The following is a 21,444-nucleotide window of genomic DNA, read 5'->3' on the forward strand; positions in this document are numbered from 1 at the left end:
ATTTATTTAAATTATAGCTTGGATTATCCATAATTTTCGAAATAATCTTTTAATTTTCATCTGATATGATATAATAATATTGAAGTGAGTTTTTGTAAATCTATATCTTGTTTAGCTAAATTATCAAATTAAATAATAAATACGGAGGTGGTAAGTTCATTTAAATATAATTTTACGATTTAAACATTTATTGAAGTCTGAATAAAAAAATAAGGAGGACAAAAAAATGTTATTTAAAAAGAGAATGTTGTTAAGTGTATTATTAGTGGTGGCTTTGCTTTTTGTCTCAAGTTTTTCAGTTATGGCTCAAGATGAGGAAGTTGAAATTTTTAGTTGGTGGACCGGTGGTGGAGAAGAAGAAGGTCTAAATGCTCTAATTGAACTTTTCAATGAAGAATATCCTGATGTTGAAGTTATTAATGCTACAGTTGCTGGTGGTGCAGGTTCTAATGCTAAAGCTGTACTTAAAACCAGAATGGTTGGGGGAAATCCTCCAGATTCATTCCAGGTACACGGGGGTGCAGAGTTAGTTGATACCTATGTTGAAACTGGAATGATGCAGCCAATTACTGGTCTGCTGGAAGAATGGGGAGTAAAAGACAAATTTAATCAACAAATTTTAGAAATGTCTTCTTATGAAGGCGAATATTATTCTATTCCTGTTAATGTTCACCGCTCAAACGCTACATTTTACAATAAAGAAGTACTTGCAGAAAATAATGTTGAACCTCCAACAGATTTAGCTAGCTTTAAAGATGCTTTAGCTAAATTGGATGAAGCAGGTGTAGTTCCACTTGCTTTAGGTGATACTAATAAATGGCCTGCTGGTCAAGTTTTTGAGACATTATTAGTAGCAACTCTAGGACCTGATGGATATAATGGTCTTTGGAATGGCGAGACAGCTGCTGATGATCCAGCAATTAGAGAAGCACTTGTACACTTTAAAGATCTAATGCAGTATGTTAATGAAGATCACTCTGCTCTTACCTGGCAGGATGCAACACAGATGGTTCACGAAGGTGAAGCAGCATTTAATATTATGGGTGACTGGGCAGAAGGTTACTTAAAAACATTAGGCTGGACACCAGGTGAAGATTTTGGTTGGATGCCAGTTCCAGGTACAGAAGGTTCTTTTGTAGTTGTAACTGATACTTTTGGCCTACCAAAAGGTGCTCCAAATCCTGAAAATGCTAAAAAATGGTTGAAAATAATCGCATCTAAAGAAGGTCAGGATACATTTAATCCAATTAAAGGTTCAATACCTGCTCGTTTAGATGCTGATAAGAGTAAATATGATCCTTATTTAACAGATACTATGGATGATTTTGCAAATGATACCTTAACACCTTCTATTGTTCATGGTTCTGCTGCACCAGAAGGCTTTATTACAGCAATGAATGATACAATTAATTCATTTATTACAACTGGTGATGTAGATCAAGCGTTTGAAAACTTCCAGGCAAATCATGAAGAATATGTGCAGTAACTAAATGTTATTAAATAGTTATTAAAATGTGATATTAATCCAGTAATTATTTAAAGCAAGAATTAAAATATCTCCCCTCCTTTAATTTAGTGGGAGGGGAAGATTTATTTATGGAGTGGTAAAAATGAAAAGAAAACAGAAAGAATCTCTTACTTCACTTGCAATTTTATCACCGTCAATTATAACCCTGGCAGTTTTTGTATATGGTTTTATTAGTCGTAGTGTTCAAATTTCAATGCTTGACTGGGATACTTTTTCTGCATTTATGAAAAAGGCTCAAGATTATGTGGGCTTAGATAATTATGTAGGTCTGCTGCGGGAATCAAGATTTCAGACAGATCTTTGGAATACTCTTTATTTTACTCTCTTTTTTATTCTCGGCTGTCTGGCGATTGGAATCTTATTATCATTAATCTTAAATAATAAACCTAAAGGCGGTTACTTTTTTCAGAACCTTTATCTATTTCCGATGGCAATTTCTTTTGTTGTAACAGGTACAGTCTGGCGCTGGATTTTTGCTCCTGGACGTCTGCCCAATAATCCTCAGGGGATCAACCTGCTTTTTGAGCAGCTTGGATTAAATTCACTGCAGTGGGGATGGTTTACTAGCACTACAAATATTTTAGGTTTTAACATTGCCTTGATTGCAGTTGTTATAGCTGCTGTCTGGCAGTATTCCGGCTATACAATGGCCATGTGGCTGGCTGGTCTTCGAGGAATTGATCAGCAGTTAATTGAGGCAGCTAGGATTGATGGTGCCAGTAAGTGGCAGATATTTACTAAAATACTATTTCCAATTCAAAAGCCAATTACTCTTTCGGCGATTATAGTTCTGGCTCATGTTTCACTTAAAGCCTTTGCTTTAATCTATGCAATGACAGGTAGTGGACCGAATAATGTTACAGATATACCGGCGGTTTATATGTTTGAGGCAACCTTTAGATCCAATCGCTATTCAACAGGTTCAGCAATTGCGATTGTGCTTCTAATGATGGTTGGACTGCTAATTATTCCATATCTAGTCCACAGCTTTAAGGAGGATTAGCCAATGAATAACAAAATGACTACACAAGAAAAAGTAATAAGATATGCTATTTTGATTATTTTTGCCTTGTTTTTTCTAACTCCGATGTATGTTCTTTTATCTACGAGTTTAAAAAGTTTTTCCGAAGTATCAATTAATACTATGTGGCAGTTTCCATCCTCTTTTTCTCTTGCAGGATTTAAAGAGGCTTTTGCTAAGCTGGCTCCAAATGTACTTAATAGTTTTTATCTGGTAATTCCAGCTACACTGCTTTCAGCGATTATGGGGTCAATGAATGGTTATGTATTATCTCACTGGAAGTTTAAAGGTTCAGATACTCTTTTTGCTCTGATTTTATTTGGAATGTTTATTCCATATCAGAGTGTGCTTTTTCCACTGGTACAGTTTATGCAATCAATTGGTCTTTATGGCTCAATCCCAGGTCTAATTTTAGTTCATGTTGTTTATGGACTGCCGATTACTACCTTGATGTTTAGAAATTATTATCAGGATGTGCCGGATGCACTGACCGAAGCGGCTAAAGTTGATGGAGCTAATATCTTTAGTATCTATAGACACATCTTTTTCCCAATTTCTATTCCCTCATTTGTAGTTGTTTTTATCTGGCAGTTTACAAATATTTGGAATGAGTTTCTTTTTGCTGTAACCTTAACTGATACTCAAAGTCAGCCGATAACTGTAGCCCTAACTAATCTTGCAGGAAGTCAGGTTGTTGAGTGGAATGTGCAGATGAGTGGAGCTATTATAACTGCACTGCCAACACTTTTAGTTTACATTATTTTTGGTCGTTACTTTATTAAAGGTATGTTGGCTGGATCTGTAAAAGGTTAAATTTAGAACATATAGAGCTAGGTATACTCAGTCTGAGATAGGCTGAGTTTTATCTTTATCTCATAATTTAAAAGTAAATAGACAAAGAGGAAATTAATATTTTTTCAAGAATTAATTATTATGAGCAATAAACAAAAATTAAAATTACGACTTTTAGAATAATATAATAGGAGTGACTAAATAATGAAAAAAATAAAATGGGGTATTTTAGGTTGTGCAAATATAGCAAGAAAGGCTGTAATTCCTGGTATTTTAGGCGCAGATAACTCTGAACTTTACGCTGTATCAAGCCGCAGTCGAGATAAGGCTCAAAAATTTGCGGATGACTTTGGAGCGACAGTCTATTATAATGATTATGATAAACTGCTTGCTGATGAAAAAGTTGAAGCAGTGTATATTCCGCTTCCAAATGGATTACACAAAGAATGGGTAATTAAAGCAGCTGAGGCAGGAAAACATATTTTGTGTGAAAAGCCTCTTTCAGGTAAGAATAAAAAGGAAGCTGAAGCGATGTTTGCAGCAGCTAAAAAAAATAAGGTAAAACTTATGGAGGCTTTTATGTATCGTTTTCAGCCTTTTGTAATTAGATTAAAAGAAATGATTGACCAGGGAATAATAGGTGAAATTAAAGAAATTAAGAGTAATTTTGCTTTTGATATCACCCACCGTAAGGATGATATTCGACTTAACGCTGATTTAGATGGAGGAGCCTTAAATGATATTGGGTGCTATACAGTAAATGTTTCTCGCTATCTAATGGGAGAAATGCCCAAAAAGGTTGCTAATTTTTTTCAAAAAAAGACAACAGAAGGAGTAGATTTAAGCGGGAGCGGAACTCTTTACTTTACAGGAGGCCGTTTTGCCAGTGCATATTATAGTATTAACTCCTACAATGAACAGGACCTTGAAGTTATTGGTACAGAAGGAATTATTCGGATTCCAGAGTTTTTCAGCTGGAAAGAAGATAATTATTTTTTAATAGAAAAAAATGGAGAAGTAGAAAAAATGTCTGCTGAAACCGGTCCTCAATACCAGTTGGAAGTTGAAGCTTTTGCAGAAGCAGTAATCAACGATAAAGAAGTTCCTTTAAAAGTAGAGACAGAAACTTATGCGAATCTTGAGGTAATGGATGCAATGCGAAAATCAGCAGCTGAAGAACTTATTGTTAAATTGAGAGATGATTTTCACATAAAATCTTGATTTTGCTGGATTTTTATCTTCAAATCAAATAGAATATTAATTAAGATATATTTATATAATTTTTAAAAAGCAAAATTATTAAAGCTTAATTTGATAATTTAGTCAGATTTGATGATGGTTATGACAGGAGGTTAAATTGTGAAAACAGAAAAAGTTAATCAGATAATAGAAAAAATATTGGTTTATGGTGAAATAAATAATTTATTGGGGCCCTGGGATAAAGTTGCTGCTAGAAATGAAATTAGAGATATTTTAAAAATAGAAGAATGTCCAGAACCAGCTTTAACAAAAGAAGAATTTGATGTTCCAGAAGATCCTCAAGGGTTGCTTGATCATCTTTTAGATTTTGCTGTAAAAAAAGATTTGATTAATGATCGAGTTACAGAAAGAGATCTCTTAGATACAAAAATAATGGGAGCTATGACTCCTAGACAGTCTGAAATTAGTCGTCGGTTTTATGAGACTGCAGAAAGAGAAGGTATCAAAAGAGCAACTAATGAATATTATCATTTTGCTAAGGCCAGCAATTATATTCGTCAAGCTAGAATTGCAAGAGACTTAAACTGGAAAGCAGAAAGTGAATACGGTCCGATTGAAATTACTATTAATCTTTCTAAACCAGAAAAAGATCCAGATGAGATAGCTAAAGCAAGACAGGAACCACAGAGCAATTATCCTAAATGTTATCTGTGTCTTGAAAATGTTGGTTTTCCAGGATCATTTAATCATCCTGCTCGCCAAAACCATCGAGTAGTACCTTTGAAATTGCAAAATGATGACTGGTTTTTGCAATATTCTCCTTATGTTTATTATAATGAGCACTGCATAGTGTTTTACAAAAAACATATTCCAATGCAAATTAATAAAAATACATTTGCAGTTTTACTTGATTTTATTGATCAGATTCCTCATTATTTTATTGGTTCTAATGCTGATTTGCCACTTGTTGGTGGTTCAATCTTAAATCATGATCATTATCAGGGTGGACGCCATATTTTCCCAATGGAAGAGGCAGAAAGTGAAGCATATTATCACCACCCAACCTTCCCAGATTTAGAGATTAGTCGGATTAAATGGCCTATGTCTGTGATTAGATTAAAAGCAGAAGCACGAGAGGATATTATAAATTTAGCAGTTAAAATTTTAGATAATTGGCGTCAATATTCTGATCCAGAATTAGATATTTTAGCCTTTAGTCAAGTAGATGGCAAACAGAAACCGCATAATACTATAACACCTATAGCTAGAAAAAAAGATGATCATTACGAATTAGATCTGGTTTTGAGAAATAATCGTAAAAGTGATGAATATCCAGATGGGATTTTTCATCCACATCAAGAATTACATCATATTAAAAAAGAGAATATAGGTTTAATTGAGGTAATGGGTCGAGCAATTTTGCCTGGGCGCTTGAAAAAAGAGTTGAATTGGATTTCAAGTTATTTAAGTGGAAATCTGGAACTGGATGAGCTTAAGCAAAAAGATGGACTGAAAAAACACTTAGATTGGACAGCTGAAATAGAAAAAGAATTTGGGAGAAAATTAAGTGAGGAGGAAGCTGAAAGAGTAGTTGAAGTTGAGGTGGCTAAAAAGTTTAGTCAAGTTTTAGAGGATGCAGGTGTTTACAAAAATAATTCTATAGGTTATAAGGGTTTTGAGAGATTTCTGCAAAGTGCAGGAATAGAAAAGACAGAACTATAATAAAAAGGAAGTGTTGGATTATGAGTAAATTTAATTTAAATGCGATTGATTCTTATAGTTATGAACCATTAAGGAAACAAGTTTATAAGGTATTGCGCGAGGCAATATTAAAGGGAGAACTGATGATTGGTGAAAAAATAACTGAAATGGAAATTGCCGATGAACTCAGTGTTAGTAGAACTCCAGTTAGGGAAGCTTTTAGAATGCTTGAACAGGAAGAATTAATTAATATTATTCCTCAGCAGGGAGTTTTTGTGGCTGGAGTAGAAACTGAAAAAGAGATAGATGATATTTTTCAACTGCGAGCAGAATTAGAGGGTTTAGCAGCTTATCTTGCAGCTGAAAAAATAAATGAAGAGCAAAAAGATTTGTTAAAAGAATATACAAAGGAACTTGAAGAATGCATAGAAAATAATGATCAACGTGGGTGTATAAGGGTGGATATTGCTTTTCATAGAATAATAAAAGAGGCTTCAAACAATAAATGGTTAGAAAAATTTTTAGATACTCTTTTTGAACAGGCAACCCGTTTTCGAAGCAGCAGTTTTTCCCGCAAAGGTAGAATGCAGGAATTTTTATCAGAACATATGGAACTTGCTGATGCGATTAACAGTGGTGATTCGGATAGAGCACGCAAATGTGCTGAAGATCATATTAAAGCCGCCTGGGATAGTATTATTACAGTTTTTGAAAAAGAAAATAAGTAGCAAATTTATTAATCAGATTTTAATTTATAAATTATATGTTCTAATGGAATTGGCCGACTGTAGTAGTAACCCTGTATAATATCACAGCCAAATGTTTTTAATTGTTGGGCTTGCTCTTTATTTTCTACACCTTCCGCAACTACTTTTAAATTCAGATTATGGGCGAGGGTGATAATTGTGTTAACAATAGCACGGTTATTATTATTATTAATAAAATCATCAATAAAAGATTTATCAATTTTCAAAGTGTTAAGTGCAAATCTTTTAATATAATTTAAAGATGAATAACCAGTACCAAAATCATCAATTGCTGTTTTGACACCTCTTTTATTTAATTTATTTAAAACATCTATTGTATAATCTATATTTTCTACAGTTGTTCTTTCCGTAATTTCTAATTCAAGATTTTCAGCTTTTAATTCAGTTTTTTGAAGCACATTTTCAACAGTTCTAATAAAGTCCTTATCAATAAACTGCTCAGGGCTTACATTAACTGAGAGATAGTAGTCACTATCAAAATAATCATTTAGTTTTTTGATTTCTCTACAACTTCTTTCAAGCACCCAGTTACCAATTTCCTTAATAAATCCATTTTCTTCTGCGAGTGGAATAAAGACTCCAGGTGGTATTAAGCCTTTTGTTGGGTGCTGCCATCTGATTAATACTTCAAATCCTATAATTTTTTCATTTTGACTATCATTAAAACTTTGATAATGTAATATAAACTCTTCATTTTTGAGAGCAGCAGCAAGGTCATTTTCTAATTTTTTCTTTTCTGAAATATTTTTATCAACATTTATTGAATAAAAAGACATTTTATCAGAACTACTTTTCTTAACTGAGTGCATAGCTAAACTTGCATTTTTAAGAAGTGTATCCACTTTTTTGCTGTCATCAGGATAAACTGAAACTCCCAGGCTTGATTTAAGATAAATAATATTTTCATTTATAAAGTAGTCACTATTAATATGGCTTAAAATCTTATGTAAACGTTTTTCAGCTATTGTTTTTGATTTGAATTTTCTTTCTTTTATATAAAAATAAAACTCATCGCCGACTCGACTGATTAAATGCTCAGATTTAAGCTCATTAGATAGTCTATCTGCTAATTTTTGTAAGATCTGATCCCCAGTATTATGACCAAAACTATCATTTATAGATTTAAAATCGTCAATACCAACAGCACAGAGGTATAATTTATCATTTTTTAATTCATATAAATGATTCTCTAGTTCTTTTTTGAAAAAACTAATATTAGGTAATCCAGTTAGTGAATCATTATAAGTTAAGTCTTTAATTACCCCCATCATTTTATTGAAACTCTCTGCAGCTTCGCCAATCTCGTCATTACTATTTATTTCAGACCTTATATTTAAATTTCCAGAAGCACCTTTTTGAAAGGTGTTTTTTAATTGGATGATTGGTTTAGCAATATTATGTGAGAGATAAAAACTTAAAATAAAAGCTAAAATAATTGTTATTACAGATATTATAATTATTATTTTATTGACTTTATAGATAGATTTTTGGAGATAGTTTTGTGGTAAAATACTTACTATTTTCCAGTTTTCAGTTCCCGGAATTGTTTGATAAAAAGCATGCATCTCAGTTTCATTTTCTCTAAAGGTTAAATTGCCTTTTTCTTTATTTTTTATTTTTTCAATAAAATCATATCGATAATCAAAAAAACTACTGTAATTATAAAAAAGATGGTTGTTAAGATTGCTTTGATTTGGATGAGCTACGATATTTCCCTGGCTGTTGATTAAAAAAGAATAGATTCCCTCCTGAGTGTTGGTATATCTGTTGATATAGCTTGATAAACTTTTGATTTCGATTGTCCCAGCCAGCAAAGAAAGATTATTACCTGCTATTGGCGAAGATATAACAATAATTGGCTTATCTGTAGATTTAGAAATAACTGGCTCTGAAATCACAGTTTTGCCACTTAAAACCTTGCTAAAATAATCGCGATCACTTATATTACCAGCATTATTCTTGATTGTAGTGCTGTAATTTCCATCCTGATCGGCAATAAAAAAGAAAGAATAATTATTTTCTCTTTTTTGTAATTCTGTTCGCAAATAAGACAATTTTTCCTGCCAGCTGCCGTGCTGAACCACTTGCGTATTTGCATAAATTTCCATATCAGATTTCTTTTCTTCAAACCAGTTGGCTGTTAATTCTGATTTCTGAGCTACATTATTTATTTCATTCTGAAATATTATATCTTCTAAAATCCAGTTAAAACTATTTGTGATTGCGATAATTACTGTTAAAGTGAAAATGACAATGATTGTTGAAATTAGAATTAGAATTTTATTACGAAAATTAATACTTTGCATAAATCTATAGGCACCTGCTTTAGTAAATATATTTATATAAATAAAAATGACTGCAATTAATATATTTCTAGATATCTATAGAATTACCTGTATTTTATTTTAAAATTTATATTTTTTAAGTCAATATAGTTCCTATAATATTAATTATTAATCTGATTTATTCTAAATAAACTGTTTTCATTGGAGCGAAACAAATATCAGAAAATTAATAAATCAAAATAATACTTTTGCTTGATAAAGGATTGTGTTATAATAATTCTTAAGATATTTTTTATCATTTTCGCATATAAATAGTAGCGAGAAGATAGAATTCTAATTTAAAGGAGGAAAAATTTAATGAAAAAGAGTTTAGTATTAATTTTAGTTCTGTTGGCAGTAGTAACTTTAAGTACCGGTGTAATGGCTCAGCGCTATGTAGTAGGAACAAATGCAAGCTTTCCACCCTTTGAGTATGTAGAAGATGGTGAAATTGTAGGTTTTGATATTGATTTAGTTAAAGAAATTGCTGAACTTCAGGGTTTTGAAGTGGAATTTAGAGATATTAGTTTTGATTCTTTAATTCCTGGTTTAGCTTCGGGAAGTCTTGATATTGTTGCAGCGGGTATGACAATTACTGAGGCAAGAAAAGAAGTTGTAGCTTTTTCTGATCCATATTATTCCGCCAATCAGTCAGTTCTAGTACATCAAGATTCAGAAGAAGATCTAACTGTTTTATTTGGTGATAATGATATTGGTGTTCAAACTGGAACAACTGGAGACACCTGGGTTAGAGAAAAATTGATGGAGCGAGATATTTTAACAGGGGATATCAGAAACTATGATTCCTATGTATTTGTTATTCGAGATTTAGCAAATGAAAATATTGATGCAGCAGTTTTAGACAAACCAGTTGCAGAAACTTATAGTAAAAATAATCCTGTTAAAGTAGTTGCAGAATTAATTACTGGTGAAGAATATGGTATTGCAGTATCTAAAAATAATTCAGAGCTGCAGAAAGAAATCAACGAAGGTCTTGCAAAAGTGATAGAAAATGGAACAATGGATGAATTAATCGAGAAATATTTTTAATAGAATATAATTAGGCTTTCCCTTTATAAATTAAATTCATAAAGGGAAGCCTTTTAAATTTTTATTTTTGTGAAGATATTACTTTTTTGAAAAATAATTTTACTTTTGAATGTTTAATAAGCAACTATAAATTAAGCTTTGTAGAGTGGAATTATTAATTTGATTTTTTTAAAACTAAAATTGGGAAAGGATCGATTATGGATAAATTAGAATTAATTCAAGAAGCACTACCTTATCTATTAGAAGGAACATGGATTACGGTTCAGCTTAGTTTCTGGAGTCTTTTAATTGGTATAGTAGTAGGTCTTCCGATAGCTTTTGCTCAGGTATATGGGAATAAAATATTAAAAGGATTTGTTGCAGTCTATGAACGATTGGCGAGAAGTATTCCATTATTAGTGATGCTTTTGCTTTTAAATTATGGGCTGCCAATGTTGGGTTTAAGAATACCTGTTTTTAGAGCTGCGGTGCTTGGGATTGGACTTAGGTCAGCAGCTTATCAATCTCAAATTTATAGAGGCGCTATTCAGTCAGTTGGAGGTTCACAGATGAAAGCTGCGCTTTCACTTGGAATGAGTAAAATGAAAGCTTTTTTTCATATTATAGCACCACAGGCAATTAGAATTGCAATTCCTCCAGTTGCTAATGAATCAGCAATAGTACTAAAAGATACTTCTCTTGCTTTTACAATAGGTGTTGTAGAGCTTTTAAGACAGGGAGAATATTTTATTGCAACTTCGAATGAGCCAATGGTTATTTATTTAACTATTGCAGCAATTTATTTTATTTTAACAACTATAGTTAATGGAGGTCTATCCCTTTTTGAGAAAAAATATCAGATTCCAGGGATAGGTATTGAAGGAGGACATTCAGATGCCTACTAAGCATTTATTAAAAATAGAAGATTTACATCACAGTTTTGGAGAAGAAGAGGTACTCAAAGGAATCTCTTTTTCGCTTGACAAAGGAGAAACTAAAGTAATTGTTGGTCCGAGTGGGACAGGCAAAAGTACAATTTTAAATAATATTATTCGTCTTGTACCACCCAAAAAGGGTAAAATTTATTTGGAGGAGACTGAGATTACAGCTGCTAAAAAAATAAATAAAATCAGACAGCAAATTGGATTTGTTTTTCAGGATTTTGGTTTATTTAATCACCTGACAGCAAAAGGGAACATAATGATTGGTTTGACTAAAGTTAAAAAAATGAATAAAAAAGAGGCGGAAGAACTTGCTCTTTTCGAACTTGACCGGGTAGGATTAAAACAGTATGCTGATTCTTATCCTTCTCAATTATCTGGAGGACAAAAACAGCGAGTCGGAATTGCTAGGGCATTAGCTATGCAGCCTAAACTTATTTTATTTGATGAACCTACTTCTTCCCTGGACCCTGAGCTAACTGGTGAGGTACTTAAAGTTATGCGCAATTTGGCTGAAGAGGGAATGACAATGCTGGTTGTGACACATGAGATGGGTTTTGCGCGCAGTGTTGCTGATGAATTAATTTTTATGGAAGCTGGCAATATTGTAGAACAGGGTGATCCAGAAAAATTATTTACAGAGCCAGAGCATCAACGAACCAGAGAATTTCTTTTTCAATTGACTGATTTATATGGTGAGGGTGAGAACTAATGCTAGATATTTTTATGGAGTATTACCCCTTATTTTTAAGAGGGCTAGGAGTTACAGTTTTTGTAACAATAATTTCCTGTTTTTCAGGAACAATTTTAGGTACTTTACTGGCTTTAGGAAAAATTTATGGAAATAAATATATATCAGCTTTGACTAGGATTTTTATTTCTATTATTAGAGGAACTCCACTTTTAGTTCAGCTTTTTATAATATATTATGGTCTGCCTTCTTATGGTGTTAGATTAACTCCAATCACAGCAGCAATTATTAGTTTTATAATTAACAGTGGGGCTTATCAGGCAGAGTATCTGCGCGGATCTATCCAATCAATCAGCGGCAGTCAGTTAAAGGCTGCACAATCAATTGGAATGACAAAATGGCAGGGAATTAGACATATAGTTTTACCTCAGGCATTGAGGCGTGTTATTCCTTCCTGGACTAATGAATTTATTTATATGATTAAATATTCTTCACTTGCTTATGTTATTGGGGCTAAAGAATTAATGACAGAAGGTAAATTAATAGCCAGCCGCAACTACCAGTTTTTTAATGTCTATTTTGTAGTAGCTTTGATTTACTTAATTGTAATTATAATTTTTGTTTATTTATTTAATCGTTTGGAGAAAAAAGTTACAATTCCTTAAATCTTAAACAGAGATGCAACTAAAAATATATTTTATATGTTATATAAACTTCGAATTTGAGGCTTGCTAATTATTTAGTAAGTCTTTTTTGCTTAATTATAAGAGAAATCAAAGAAATATTCGCTCTTGTATTCTAAAATTTAAAATGCTATAATTAATTAAAGGAAATATATGTAATCTAATTCTACCAATAATTCTAGTTCATGGAAATTATTAAGAGCAGGGTGGTGAAAATTTTGGACCAAGATCTTCTTGAAGCGATGAGAAAGATTATTGTTACAGAAACTAAAAAGATTGTGCAGCAAGAGACCAGAAAAATTGTACAGGAAGAGACTAAGAAGATTGTGCAACAAGAGACCAGGAAGATTGTACAGTCAGAAACAGCAAAATTGAGTGCTCAGGTGAAAGAAAATACACAAATTCTCAGGTCTTTAGAGTCAAATAAAGATATTCAAAATGCTCGCATGGACAGAATGCAACATGATTTGGCCCAATTGACCGGCTGCTGCAAAAAAATTGAAGATTTGGAAGATAGATATATTCACCACAGCCATCGGATAGTTATAGATACAAGTGAGGCAGTTGAAAAAGATGCCAGTTAACCGAATTAATGAAGGCAGTTTCCAGTCTGGAGCTGTCTTTTTCTTATAGAAATCAGCTCCTCATTTCAATTTATTAGCTTCGCGAACGGTAGGTGAAACAAGAAAGGGTGATTAAATGAAAATTTATACTAAAAGTGGAGACAAAGGAAAAACCAGTCTTTTCGATAATACAAGGGTAGCCAAAGATTCACTTCGGGTCGAAAGCTATGGAACTATAGATGAGCTCAATTCTAGTCTGGGTTTTGCCAAAAATTTTGTTGAAGATGAAAAGGTGTATAATATTATTCGCTCTGTGCAGCGGCAGCTTTTTAATTTAGCTGGTGAGTTGGCAACTTCTGATGGAAAAAGTTTTCCTGAAAAAATAACAAAGGAAGATATAGAGCTTTTAGAAGAAAAAATAGATTATTTTTTATCGCAAATGAATAAAAAAGAAAAATCAATGTTTATTATTCCGGGAAGTTCAAAAGCCAGTGGAGCCTTACATCAGTCAAGGACTATTTGCAGGAGAGCAGAGCGCAGAATTACTACTCTGGCAGGAGATGTAGATATTAGTACTGATCTGCAAAAATATATTAATCGTCTTTCAGATTTAATTTATACTTTGGCCAGATACTCTGAATCTGAACTTGATTATGTGGAGTTTAAAAAATAATGAGCATTTTAGTTGATGGAGATGGGTGTCCGGTGATTTCAATTATTACTGAAATTGCAGCTGAAAAGAAGCTAAAATTAATAATTTATACAGATTTGAATCATCAGCATCAGCTTGATTACGGGACTTTAAAAGTAGTTGACCAGGGCTTTCAATCAGTTGATATGATTCTTTGTAATAATATTGAACCAGGAGATATTGTTATAACTTCAGATTATGGATTAGCTGCTCTGTCTTTAAGTAGAGGGGCTAAAGTTTTGGGCTTTTCAGGGAGGGAATTTACGGATCAAAATATAGAAAGATTATTAGCAAAAAGACATCGTCAATTTAAGGAAAGAAAACGCAGTGGCCGTCACACAAGTCACAAGAAAAGAACTGAGCATGATGACCAAAGATTTAAAAAAGAGCTTTTAAAACTTGTTAATAATAAATAAGAAGGTGAGTCAATGGATAAGCAGAAAAGAACAGTTTACGCTTGGGCTATGTATGACTGGGCCAATTCCGCTTTTGCCACAGTAATTTTGGCCACAGTACTACCTATTTTTTATAAAGATGTAGCAGGAATTGATCTTCCTGGAAATTTAGCTACTTCATATTGGGGCTATACTCAAACAATTGCTATGGTTATTATCGCTTTTGTTTCTCCAATTCTGGGAGCAGCTGCCGATTATTCAGACTCTAAAAAAATTTTTTTGAAATTCTTTGTTTTTCTGGGTGTTTCAGGTACAGCCCTTTTGTTTTTTGTTAATGAAGGTAACTATTTGCTGGCCTCATTCTTTTTCATTATTGCTAACATTGGATTTTCTGGAGGTAATGTGTTCTATGATGGTTTTTTAACTGAGATTAGTGATTCTAAATCCATAGATTATATCTCAAGTCTTGGTTATGCAGCCGGTTATTTAGGTGGTGGTTTACTTTTAGCAATTAACCTTTTGCTGATTTCTAAACCGAGCCTTTTTAATATCAGTTCAGTTACTTCAGCAATTCAGATTTCTTTTGTTACAGTTGCAGTCTGGTGGTTAATATTCTCTCTGCCAGCTTTTAAATTTCTACCAGAACCCAAAAAAAGACTTGAAAAAATACCTTTGAATAAATATGCTAAAATGGCCTTTGGCAGGCTTAAATCAACCTTTATTCACATCCGCAAATATAGAGAATTATGGAAATTTTTGCTCGCCTTTTGGCTTTATAATGATGGTATTGGAACAATTATTAGAATGGCAACAATTTATGGTCGGGAAGTAGGGATTGGACAGACTGATTTAATAGGTGCCCTACTTTTAACTCAATTTGTTGGCATTCCCTTTGCTTTGATTTTTGCTAAAATTGCTGGTAAAATTACTGCTAAAAAAGGAATTTATCTGGCTTTAATTATCTATACAGGAATTACTTTTTACGGTTATTTCTTAGATTCAGCTCTTGATTTTTGGATTTTAGCCGGCATTGTAGGAATGGTTCAGGGAGGTGCGCAAGCCTTAAGCCGCTCTTTATATGGTGTTATGGTGCCTGAATCCAAATCAGCAGAGTTCTTTGGATTTTTTGGTGTTTCTAGTAAATTTGCAGCAATTATCGGACCTACTGTTTTTGCATATACCGGTCAATTAACCGGCTCCAGCCGTTATGGTATTCTTGCTGTTGCTGCTTTCTTTATCTTAGGCATGTTCTTTTTGAGTCGGGTAGATGTAGAAAAGGGTAAATTAGAGGCAAAAAATCAATAGTTAATAGGGGGTAGTAATATGCCTGATTTTTGGACACATTTAATTGCTGGAGAAGAGATAGTTGCTGGAATTGAAGATAAGAAAATAAAATCACTGCTTGATCAAAATTATCAGTTATTTAATTATAGCTGTCAGGGAGCAGATTTCTTCTTTTATAATGATTTGTGGCCCTGGCAGAAAGCTAAAAGAGGCCCTAAAAAGGGTCAACAAGTTCATTCTCTTAGCGGCAAAAAATTATTTAATGAAATCCTAAAAAATTATAAAAAGGAAGGGCTTTATGCTCAATCGCAACTGCCTGATTCTTATTTTTGGCAGCATAATCTAATTTATCTGCTGGGATTTATTTCTCATTATGCTCTTGACCGAGAGTGTCATCCTTTTATTATTAAAAATGGAGGCAAAAATGAAAAACACAAATTGATTGAGGCGGGCATTGACATTTATATTATGGAGCAGAAGTGGAATAAAAGTCCGAAAGCAATTAATCCTCTGCCCTATTATCAGCTTCAGGAAGAACATTTTGAAACCCTTAATTATTTCTATCAATTAATTTTCAAAAGTATTTTTAAGGAAGAGCTGGAAGCCCAATTAATCCGTGATTCTTATTTAGATTTGAGGAAATATCACAAATTTTTTTCAACTAAAGATTCAAAAAAATATTATCTATTTAAATTGTTAAATTTAATTTTGCCTCAAAATTTAAGTCAGCATTGTTATGCTTTGAATGAAAAAGAAAATATTTGGCCCAAAAAAAAATATCGAAAATTTGAAAAGAGCTTTGATCAGGGAATAGAATCTGCCCAAAAACTAATTGAGCAGACTTTAGAATATTTTAAATCAGAGACATCACTAACTGAATTATTAACTTTATTCAGTCAAAAGAACTTTTTGGGAGAAGAGCAGCAGTGATTTTTTAAATTTAATTTTTTTCAAGGGGAAGATCACTTCGATTGCTCCAGCCAACCCAAGCTTCATCGTATAATTTAAGGTTTTCATAACCGAGTAGTTTTAGTGCAAAAAATGTATGAGCTGCTCTGACTCCCGTGTGAGAGATGAGTGCAACGACTTCTTTTTCTCTAGTTATACCGTTTGCCTCATAAATCTCAGCAATTTTTGCAGCAGACTTGAAACTATAATCATCATTTAAGACTTCTGTCCAATTAATATGAATAGCATTTGGAATTCGACCTTTGCGAGGAGCAGCAGAATTTGTTTCTTCACCCATAAATTCAGCTTCAGATCTTGTGTCTAAAATAACGAAATCTTTATTATTTAGATTTTCAGCTATAGTATCAGAATTTACTATCCAATTATTATTCACATCACTTACAATAAAGTTTCCCTTTTTATTTTTATGAGGGAGTATTTTTGTTTCATAGCCTTTATTTTTCCAGGCATCATAGCCGCCTTCTAAAATTTTTATATTTTGATGATCATAAACTTTGAAAACCCACCATAATCTTGCAGCCCAGAGGTTGCTGTTGTTATCATAAACAATAATTTGCGAATTTTTATTAATACCCTTTTCTTGTGCAGCAGCAGCAAATGCACCTGGTTTAGCAATTAATCCTTTAACCCAGCCGTCTGGATCAGTAAAATCGTCATCCCACATATTGACAGCGCGCGGCAAATGTCCTAGAAGATACTTTGTGCTGTTACGGACATCAAGTATTTTGAGATTTTCTTTTTCTTCTTCTATCATTTGATTTAATTCTTCTGCAGAAATTAAAAACTCACTGCTTTCAAAATTGCGTTCCTCGGCAGTAGCAAAAGATGTTATTAGAATAAGAGTAGATAAAATAATAGATAAAATTATAAAAAAATTAGTGAAGTTATTCATTTTCAGGCCTCCTTGAGCTGGTTCTTTTCTTATATATATTATTATATACCTTGAATAAAAAAAATTCATCCGTTTCAAGATTTTAATTAGAAAAAATATCAAAGGCAGGATTTTTATAATCTTTGTTGAAATTAATATAAGAGTAAATAGATAAAAATTGACTGTTAGGAGGACAAAATGAAAAAAGTAATATTAGACTGTGATAATTCAATGGGTTTAGAAAAAAAAGATGTAGATGATGGACTTGCCTTTTTATTTCTATTAGGTCGAGAAGATATTGATTTAATGGCTGTTACCAGTGTTTTTGGTAATAGTAATTTAGAAGATACTTTCAATACTACTGAGAAAATGTTGAATGATTTTAAATTAAAAGATAAAATAAAGCATTTAAAAGGTGCTGCCAAAGCAGGTGACTATAAGACTGAAGCTGCTGATTATTTGGTCAAAGCTGCATCAGAAAATAAAAATGAAATAACTCTAATTGCTATAGGACCTCTTACTAATTTGTATGCTGCCTGGGAAATAGATAATGACTTTTTCAAAAATTTAAAGGAAATAATTATTATGGGTGGGATTACAGAGCCCTTACAAATTGGAAATAAAACTATTGATGAGCTCAATTTAAGCTCTGATCCAAAAGCAGCAGAAAAGGTCTTAAAAGCTGAAGTTCCTGTTGCCTTAATGTCTAGTAATCTCTGTCTTGCTGCCCGATTTGGTGAAAAATCATGGCGTCGAGTTAATAGATCTAAGAATAAAGCTGTAAGAGCCTATATTAAACACAAGATTAACCATTGGTATCAATATTCTTCAGAAATGATCGGTTTAACTGGTTTTTATATGTGGGATGTTGTAGCTGTGGTTTACATGATTGCTCCCGAAATCTTTCCATATAATAAAAGAAAATTTGTTTCAAGTGTTGAAGATTTAAAAAATGGGATGATTAAAACAGAAAAGGCAGAGGGAATGCTCCAAGATGAAGCAGTAATCAATTTACCTTCTACTATCCTTGATACAAAAAGGTTTAAAGACCTGGTCTTTTCAGCTTGGGATAAAATCGAAATTGAAACGGAAAGTTATAAAGATGCTGAATAAAGACGAGCTTCAGGATTTATTTTTTATTCAACATGATTTAACAGATAAGCTTTTAAGTGATGCTGGTCTTAGAACTTTTGCTTCTATTTTAACTAAAAATCTAGGGGCAGATGTATATATATATGATCGATTTCGGGACGATTTAATATATGCTGACAGGAAAATAAAAAGAGATAGTCAATTTAATAACTATATAAAAGAGAGAAAGTTAAAGCGTAAGGATACTGCCTTTAAATGTTGTATGGTAGAAATTTTTGAATATCATTATCAATGGCAGGGAGAAATATATACGGAACTTCAGCTGGATTTGGGAAGAGATGAAATTGTTGCTGTTTTAGCGATTAGTAACTATGAGGAAATGAGCGAATATGAATTTAGAATTTTGATTATTGTTGCTCAATCTCTTGCCTTAAAAATTCATCAAAATAAACTTGTATCTGAGATGGCTCAAAAATGCAGCAGTGAATTAATTGAAGATATTATTAACAATAGAATTGAAGACAAGTCTGAAATTATTCAGCGAGGACAACTTGCTAATTGGAATTTGAACTTAAACTACCAGCTTTACTTAATTTCGGTTAAAGCTGAAAAAAATATTTCTGATCAAGATGCATATTATTTTTATGAAATTAAAGAAAGGATAATGAAAAAACTTCACGGTGTTTTACAAAACAAAATTTCTCGGGAATATATTTTATTTTCCTATGATAAAAATATAGTGCTGCTGATTAATTATGATAAAGAGACTGAAATTAATAAAGATGATATTAAGATAATTAAAGATGAACTTACAGAAAAAATTGATAAATTCTATTTTAATATTGGTTCAGGTATATATATTAAAGAGGTTACTGAAATTGCTGAAAGCTATCAGCAGGCTTCTTATGTACTTGATTTTCTTGAGGCAACGGAAAGAAAAAATGTAATTTATTATTATAAACAATTAGGGATAATGAGGCTGCTTTGGAAAATAAACCAAGAAGAGTTAAAAGAATTTACCACAGAATATTTAACAAAGCTAATAAAATATGACAAAGGCAACAGTACAGAATGGCTTGATACACTTGGAGTCTATCTAGAAGAGGGTGGAAGCATACAGCAGGCTGCTAAAAGATTGTTTATTCATCCAAATACAATGAGCTACCGTGTCAAAAGAATTAAAGAAATTTTAGAAATTGACCTTCAGGATCAAGAAGTACAACTCAACTTACTGGCTGCATATAAAATTTGTAAATATATTTTAGAAGATGATCTTGATATTTAAATATCAAGATTTTCTTCAAAAGACTTTGTTCAAAGATTAACAAAACTGGAGGTTTTAAAATGATTATTAATATAGATTGTATAGGCGACCCTTGTCCAATTCCATTAATTAAAGCTGAAAAAAAATTATTAAAACTTGGAGTTAGCGATCAAATTTGTTTAGAGACTGATCATAATTGTGCTTTAAATATTGTTCCCGAGTGGGCTAGAAATAAAGGGTTTAAAGTAGAAATTGAAGAGACTCCATATTTAGAGTGGAAGATATATATTAAAAGAGAACAAAAAAAAGAAGTCAATGAAGAAGTTGTGCTTAAATAGCTTAAAGATTTATCTATGGTATTTATTTAACATGTTAATAAAGTATTTATTTAACAAAACAGACCATAATAAACCATTCTAAGCTTTTCTTTGTTTTTGACAACGAAAATATAGATTTTTTTTATATTTCACCACCAATGACAATGTGATATATTTAACTATATAATAGTATTGTGAAAAATAAAACACTACTAAATTATTGGAGGGAATAATATTGTTAAAAAGCAAAAGAGAAAGTTTATTAGTTTTATCACTTGTTTTAGTTATGGTTATTAGTTTTTCCTTGATGGCGGCAGCAGAATTTGTGCCAATCGAAGATCGTGGTTATGCAAATCCTGATGTTTTAATTAGTGCAGCTGAATTGGAAGAAATTATGGACAGAGATGATGTTAAGATAGTTGATTTCCGTAATCTGGCTATGTATATGACTGGACATATTCCTGGATCTACCAATGTTTGGCGTTCTGATCAATCAGATGAAAATGCTGAATTTGCAGGTATGAGAGCAAATGCAGAGCAGATGGCTGCTATGTTAAGCGAAAAAGGTATTGCTGAAGATGACCTAGTTGTTATTTACGATGCAAAAGGTGATTATGATGCATCAAGAATGTGGTGGATCTTAAAAATGTACGGTCATGATAAAGTGAGATTACTTGATGGTGGATTAGAAAGATGGAAAGCTTTAGACAAAAAGACAAGTGTTTTTCCAAGTAGTTATGAGGAAACAAACTATACTTTTGATGAGTCTGAATTTGACTTTTCAATGTTAGCTACAATGGAAGATGTTGAAGCAGCTATTGATAATGATAATGCTTTAATTTTAGATACTAGATCTGAAGGCGAACATACTGGAGCTGACCTTAAGAGTGGTGCAGAAAGAAAAGGATGTATTCCAAAAAGTGTTTGGATCGAATGGACTGAAGCCTTAAATGATGATCTAACATTTAAGTCTGCTGCAGATTTAGAGGAAGTATATGGCGAAGCAATTGAAGGTAAAGAATTAATTATTCCATATTGTCAGTCAGCAGTTAGATCTTCACATACTACATTTGTTTTAACCCAGTTATTAGGTGTAGATGCAGAAGTTAAAAATTATGATGGTTCCTGGATTGAATGGAGTGCTACCGAAGAATTACCAGTAGAAAATGGTGAATAATAAATATAAATTAAATAATTAAGATTTTATTTAGGCGAGAGGATATCCTCTCGCCTTTGTTGATTAAACACTAAATTTTCTATAAAAATTGTTAATTTTTAATAATGAAAAACGTAGCAGCTGAAGATATAATTTAATTGTGAA

The 21,444-nt window shown here is 32.3% G+C and carries 21 protein-coding genes; 19 read left to right on the forward strand and 2 right to left on the reverse strand.

From position 1 onward, the window contains the following. The first annotated feature begins 226 nt into the window (after nt 1-226). The 6 genes from HSACCH_RS09490 to HSACCH_RS09515 all read left to right on the forward strand — a co-directional run bounded on the left by HSACCH_RS09490 (nt 227) and on the right by HSACCH_RS09515 (nt 6,970). The gene (locus tag HSACCH_RS09490; protein WP_005489434.1) at nt 227-1,486 is read left to right on the forward strand and encodes an ABC transporter substrate-binding protein; all 1,260 of its coding nucleotides are present in this window, start codon (nt 227-229) and stop codon (nt 1,484-1,486) included. Between the two features lie 124 nt (nt 1,487-1,610). After that, nucleotides 1,611-2,531 (forward strand): carbohydrate ABC transporter permease, encoded by a 921-nt coding sequence (locus HSACCH_RS09495; RefSeq protein WP_005489435.1) that lies wholly within the window; start codon nt 1,611-1,613, stop codon nt 2,529-2,531. A 3-nt stretch (nt 2,532-2,534) separates the two neighbouring features. Continuing rightward, nucleotides 2,535-3,362, forward strand: coding sequence for a carbohydrate ABC transporter permease (locus HSACCH_RS09500; RefSeq protein ID WP_005489438.1), 828 nt, complete (start codon nt 2,535-2,537; stop codon nt 3,360-3,362). A 183-nt stretch (nt 3,363-3,545) separates the two neighbouring features. Further along, on the forward strand, nt 3,546-4,562 hold the full coding sequence (locus HSACCH_RS09505; RefSeq protein ID WP_005489440.1) for a Gfo/Idh/MocA family protein: 1,017 nt from the start codon (nt 3,546-3,548) through the stop codon (nt 4,560-4,562). A 138-nt stretch (nt 4,563-4,700) separates the two neighbouring features. Further along, nucleotides 4,701-6,263: a UDP-glucose--hexose-1-phosphate uridylyltransferase gene (locus HSACCH_RS09510; RefSeq protein ID WP_005489444.1), complete on the forward strand. Its 1,563-nt coding sequence runs from the start codon at nt 4,701-4,703 to the stop codon at nt 6,261-6,263. Nucleotides 6,264-6,283: 20 nt separating this feature from the next. Beyond that, a complete protein-coding gene (locus HSACCH_RS09515) occupies nt 6,284-6,970 on the forward strand; it encodes a GntR family transcriptional regulator (RefSeq protein ID WP_051056341.1) in 687 nt (228 codons plus the stop codon). Nucleotides 6,971-6,978: 8 nt separating this feature from the next. Here HSACCH_RS09515 and HSACCH_RS09520 read toward each other — a convergent pair whose 3' ends face one another. Next, on the reverse strand, nt 6,979-9,315 hold the full coding sequence (locus tag HSACCH_RS09520) for a bifunctional diguanylate cyclase/phosphodiesterase (RefSeq protein ID WP_005489447.1): 2,337 nt from the start codon (nt 9,313-9,315) through the stop codon (nt 6,979-6,981). 336 nt (nt 9,316-9,651) lie between these two features. Between HSACCH_RS09520 and HSACCH_RS09525 the strand changes: the two genes are divergently transcribed. From HSACCH_RS09525 to HSACCH_RS09565, 9 genes are all read left to right on the forward strand, one after another. After that, a complete protein-coding gene (locus tag HSACCH_RS09525) occupies nt 9,652-10,383 on the forward strand; it encodes a basic amino acid ABC transporter substrate-binding protein (RefSeq protein WP_005489448.1) in 732 nt (243 codons plus the stop codon). A 197-nt stretch (nt 10,384-10,580) separates the two neighbouring features. After that, nucleotides 10,581-11,267, forward strand: a complete 687-nt coding sequence (locus HSACCH_RS09530; RefSeq protein WP_005489449.1) for an amino acid ABC transporter permease — start codon at nt 10,581-10,583, stop codon at nt 11,265-11,267. Beyond that, nucleotides 11,257-12,015 carry an amino acid ABC transporter ATP-binding protein gene (locus HSACCH_RS09535; protein ID WP_005489450.1) on the forward strand — a complete coding sequence of 253 codons (759 nt, stop codon included), beginning with the start codon at nt 11,257-11,259 and terminating at the stop codon, nt 12,013-12,015. The genes HSACCH_RS09530 and HSACCH_RS09535 overlap by 11 nt, the downstream gene beginning before the upstream one ends. Continuing rightward, nucleotides 12,015-12,659, forward strand: a complete 645-nt coding sequence (locus tag HSACCH_RS09540) for an amino acid ABC transporter permease (protein WP_005489451.1) — start codon at nt 12,015-12,017, stop codon at nt 12,657-12,659. The genes HSACCH_RS09535 and HSACCH_RS09540 overlap by 1 nt, the downstream gene beginning before the upstream one ends. Nucleotides 12,660-12,895: 236 nt before the next feature. Further along, nucleotides 12,896-13,261: a hypothetical protein gene (locus HSACCH_RS09545; protein ID WP_005489454.1), complete on the forward strand. Its 366-nt coding sequence runs from the start codon at nt 12,896-12,898 to the stop codon at nt 13,259-13,261. 115 nt (nt 13,262-13,376) lie between these two features. Further along, the gene (locus HSACCH_RS09550) at nt 13,377-13,913 is read left to right on the forward strand and encodes a cob(I)yrinic acid a,c-diamide adenosyltransferase (RefSeq protein ID WP_005489455.1); all 537 of its coding nucleotides are present in this window, start codon (nt 13,377-13,379) and stop codon (nt 13,911-13,913) included. Then, nucleotides 13,913-14,347 (forward strand): YaiI/YqxD family protein, encoded by a 435-nt coding sequence (locus HSACCH_RS09555; RefSeq protein ID WP_005489457.1) that lies wholly within the window; start codon nt 13,913-13,915, stop codon nt 14,345-14,347. Before HSACCH_RS09550 ends, HSACCH_RS09555 begins: the two co-directional genes overlap by 1 nt. A gap of 12 nt (nt 14,348-14,359) precedes the next feature. Continuing rightward, a complete protein-coding gene (locus HSACCH_RS09560) occupies nt 14,360-15,631 on the forward strand; it encodes an MFS transporter (protein WP_005489459.1) in 1,272 nt (423 codons plus the stop codon). 18 nt (nt 15,632-15,649) lie between these two features. Continuing rightward, on the forward strand, nt 15,650-16,540 hold the full coding sequence (locus HSACCH_RS09565; RefSeq protein ID WP_005489463.1) for a zinc dependent phospholipase C family protein: 891 nt from the start codon (nt 15,650-15,652) through the stop codon (nt 16,538-16,540). A gap of 10 nt (nt 16,541-16,550) precedes the next feature. On the opposite strand, the gene HSACCH_RS09570 is transcribed toward HSACCH_RS09565, so the two are convergent. Next, the gene (locus HSACCH_RS09570; RefSeq protein ID WP_005489464.1) at nt 16,551-17,471 is read right to left on the reverse strand and encodes a sulfurtransferase; all 921 of its coding nucleotides are present in this window, start codon (nt 17,469-17,471) and stop codon (nt 16,551-16,553) included. A 177-nt stretch (nt 17,472-17,648) separates the two neighbouring features. On the opposite strand from HSACCH_RS09570, the gene HSACCH_RS09575 reads away from it, so the two are divergent. The 4 genes from HSACCH_RS09575 (at nt 17,649) to HSACCH_RS09590 (ending at nt 21,300) form a co-directional block, all read left to right on the forward strand. Next, the gene (locus tag HSACCH_RS09575; protein ID WP_005489465.1) at nt 17,649-18,563 is read left to right on the forward strand and encodes a nucleoside hydrolase; all 915 of its coding nucleotides are present in this window, start codon (nt 17,649-17,651) and stop codon (nt 18,561-18,563) included. Next, the gene (locus tag HSACCH_RS09580; RefSeq protein WP_005489466.1) at nt 18,553-19,827 is read left to right on the forward strand and encodes a PucR family transcriptional regulator; all 1,275 of its coding nucleotides are present in this window, start codon (nt 18,553-18,555) and stop codon (nt 19,825-19,827) included. The genes HSACCH_RS09575 and HSACCH_RS09580 overlap by 11 nt, the downstream gene beginning before the upstream one ends. A gap of 59 nt (nt 19,828-19,886) precedes the next feature. Further along, nucleotides 19,887-20,144 carry a sulfurtransferase TusA family protein gene (locus tag HSACCH_RS09585; protein WP_005489468.1) on the forward strand — a complete coding sequence of 86 codons (258 nt, stop codon included), beginning with the start codon at nt 19,887-19,889 and terminating at the stop codon, nt 20,142-20,144. Between the two features lie 214 nt (nt 20,145-20,358). Next, nucleotides 20,359-21,300 carry a sulfurtransferase gene (locus tag HSACCH_RS09590; RefSeq protein ID WP_005489469.1) on the forward strand — a complete coding sequence of 314 codons (942 nt, stop codon included), beginning with the start codon at nt 20,359-20,361 and terminating at the stop codon, nt 21,298-21,300. Nucleotides 21,301-21,444 lie beyond the last annotated feature (144 nt).

Source organism: Halanaerobium saccharolyticum subsp. saccharolyticum DSM 6643 (assembly GCF_000350165.1).
GTDB lineage: Bacteria > Bacillota > Halanaerobiia > Halanaerobiales > Halanaerobiaceae > Halanaerobium > Halanaerobium saccharolyticum.

What these genes read in the sequence shown, in the direction of transcription:
- HSACCH_RS09490 (WP_005489434.1), top strand. Translation starts at nt 227, where the DNA reads ATGTTATTTAAAAAGAGAATGTTGTTAAGTGTATTATTAGTGGTGGCT.
- HSACCH_RS09495 (WP_005489435.1), top strand. Translation starts at nt 1,611, where the DNA reads ATGAAAAGAAAACAGAAAGAATCTCTTACTTCACTTGCAATTTTATCA.
- HSACCH_RS09500 (WP_005489438.1), top strand. Translation starts at nt 2,535, where the DNA reads ATGAATAACAAAATGACTACACAAGAAAAAGTAATAAGATATGCTATT.
- HSACCH_RS09505 (WP_005489440.1), top strand. Translation starts at nt 3,546, where the DNA reads ATGAAAAAAATAAAATGGGGTATTTTAGGTTGTGCAAATATAGCAAGA.
- HSACCH_RS09515 (WP_051056341.1), top strand. Translation starts at nt 6,284, where the DNA reads ATGAGTAAATTTAATTTAAATGCGATTGATTCTTATAGTTATGAACCA.
- HSACCH_RS09520 (WP_005489447.1), bottom strand. Translation starts at nt 9,315, where the DNA reads ATGCAAAGTATTAATTTTCGTAATAAAATTCTAATTCTAATTTCAACA.
- HSACCH_RS09525 (WP_005489448.1), top strand. Translation starts at nt 9,652, where the DNA reads ATGAAAAAGAGTTTAGTATTAATTTTAGTTCTGTTGGCAGTAGTAACT.
- HSACCH_RS09530 (WP_005489449.1), top strand. Translation starts at nt 10,581, where the DNA reads ATGGATAAATTAGAATTAATTCAAGAAGCACTACCTTATCTATTAGAA.
- HSACCH_RS09535 (WP_005489450.1), top strand. Translation starts at nt 11,257, where the DNA reads ATGCCTACTAAGCATTTATTAAAAATAGAAGATTTACATCACAGTTTT.
- HSACCH_RS09540 (WP_005489451.1), top strand. Translation starts at nt 12,015, where the DNA reads ATGCTAGATATTTTTATGGAGTATTACCCCTTATTTTTAAGAGGGCTA.
- HSACCH_RS09550 (WP_005489455.1), top strand. Translation starts at nt 13,377, where the DNA reads ATGAAAATTTATACTAAAAGTGGAGACAAAGGAAAAACCAGTCTTTTC.
- HSACCH_RS09555 (WP_005489457.1), top strand. Translation starts at nt 13,913, where the DNA reads ATGAGCATTTTAGTTGATGGAGATGGGTGTCCGGTGATTTCAATTATT.
- HSACCH_RS09560 (WP_005489459.1), top strand. Translation starts at nt 14,360, where the DNA reads ATGGATAAGCAGAAAAGAACAGTTTACGCTTGGGCTATGTATGACTGG.
- HSACCH_RS09565 (WP_005489463.1), top strand. Translation starts at nt 15,650, where the DNA reads ATGCCTGATTTTTGGACACATTTAATTGCTGGAGAAGAGATAGTTGCT.
- HSACCH_RS09570 (WP_005489464.1), bottom strand. Translation starts at nt 17,471, where the DNA reads ATGAATAACTTCACTAATTTTTTTATAATTTTATCTATTATTTTATCT.
- HSACCH_RS09575 (WP_005489465.1), top strand. Translation starts at nt 17,649, where the DNA reads ATGAAAAAAGTAATATTAGACTGTGATAATTCAATGGGTTTAGAAAAA.
- HSACCH_RS09580 (WP_005489466.1), top strand. Translation starts at nt 18,553, where the DNA reads ATGCTGAATAAAGACGAGCTTCAGGATTTATTTTTTATTCAACATGAT.
- HSACCH_RS09585 (WP_005489468.1), top strand. Translation starts at nt 19,887, where the DNA reads ATGATTATTAATATAGATTGTATAGGCGACCCTTGTCCAATTCCATTA.